Consider the following 1,409-nt stretch of genomic DNA (forward strand, 5'->3'; position numbering starts at 1 on the left):
CTGGTCAAGCGCATCCGGCCAGGGCCGGTGTTGGCTGGCAGCTAACGCTGGCGGGGCGGCGGCCTCAACTCCGGCGTACCCAGAGCCGGCCGCTGCGAAAGCGCCGGCCACGCTGCTGTTGCGGTCATCCGGTCCAGCGGGCATCCCTGGGTCGCTGAAAAAAGACGAGGCGGCTTGATCATCCTGCCGTCGCTGAAGCACTTCGCGGAACCCCTGTTCCAGTCGCAGAAGCTCCGCTGGATTGGTTGGCGGCTCGTCGACTCGATCATCGAACAGCGGCCGGAGCGCCTCGGGAACCCCGTCTGACGCGCGCTCCGCAGCGCGAACCCGTTGCAACGCGAAGATGAGATTGCTGTCGCCCGGAAACAACCCCTCGGCGAATTTGATCCGCGAATCATGATCCAGCCCGGAGATCGTCTGGCCGCGACTCTCAAGCGCCTCAGAAAATCTGCGAAGAGTACGACCATAGACAAGCTGGGTGATTGAGGCCAAGGTGCTGTCACTGGCCACTTGTTCTAAGACACGCGCGTCTGCCTTTGAGGGCACCGGCGCTGGCCGCCCGGGAGTAGCTGAATAGCCCGGCTCATGATACGCACGGAGGACGTGCAACGCCGTCTTTATGCCTTCGTTTCGCGGAAAGAAAGCATTGACGTGATCGACCAGGGATTGGTGATTTTTTAGATCAGTCGCTTGGCCACGAGCGCCGAGATCATTTGCCAATCGGCGAAGTGCATACGTGTATGTTCGGACCGTGCTCTCGCTATAGTGTTGCTGAGCCGCAGCGTGGGCGATCGCCTTATCAATAACGTCCCGGTGTTCGTCGGACAGATGGGGATGGCGGGTAGCACGGGCGCCACTCGCGACAGGTGATGCGGCCTCCGCATCGCGAACCCGTTGCAACGCGAAGATGAGATTGCGGTCGTCTGGAAACAACCCTTCGGCGAATTTGACCCGCGAATCGTGATCCAGCCCAGAGATCGTCTGGCCGCGACTCTCAAGCGCCTCAGAAAATCTGCGAAGAGTACGACCATAGATAGCCTGGGTGCTTGAGGCCAAGCTGCTGTCACTGGCCACTTGTTCCAAGACACGCGCGTCTGCCTTTGAGGGCACCGGCGCTGGCCGCCCGGGAGTAGCTGAATAGCCCGGCTCATGATACGCACGCAGGACGGTCAACGCCGTCTTTATGCCTTTGTTTTGCGGAAAGAAAGCATCGACGTGATCGACCAGGGATTGGTGATTTTTTAGATCAATCGCTTGGCCACGAGCGCCGAGGTCATTTGCCAAAAAGCGAAGCGCATGCGAGTATTTTCGGACCGTGCTCTTGCTATATTTTTGCTGAACCGCAGCGTGAGTGATCGCCCGATCAATAACGTCCCGGTGTTCGCCGGACAGATGGGGATAGCGGGCAT

1 pseudogene is annotated in these 1,409 nt (G+C 59.7%); it reads right to left on the minus strand.

What is annotated here, in order from left to right:
* Window positions 1–1,409 (minus strand): annotated as a pseudogene (locus AC0L2V_RS32150) (hypothetical protein); the annotation flags it as partial.

Source organism: Mesorhizobium sp. WSM4814 (genome assembly GCF_055811595.1).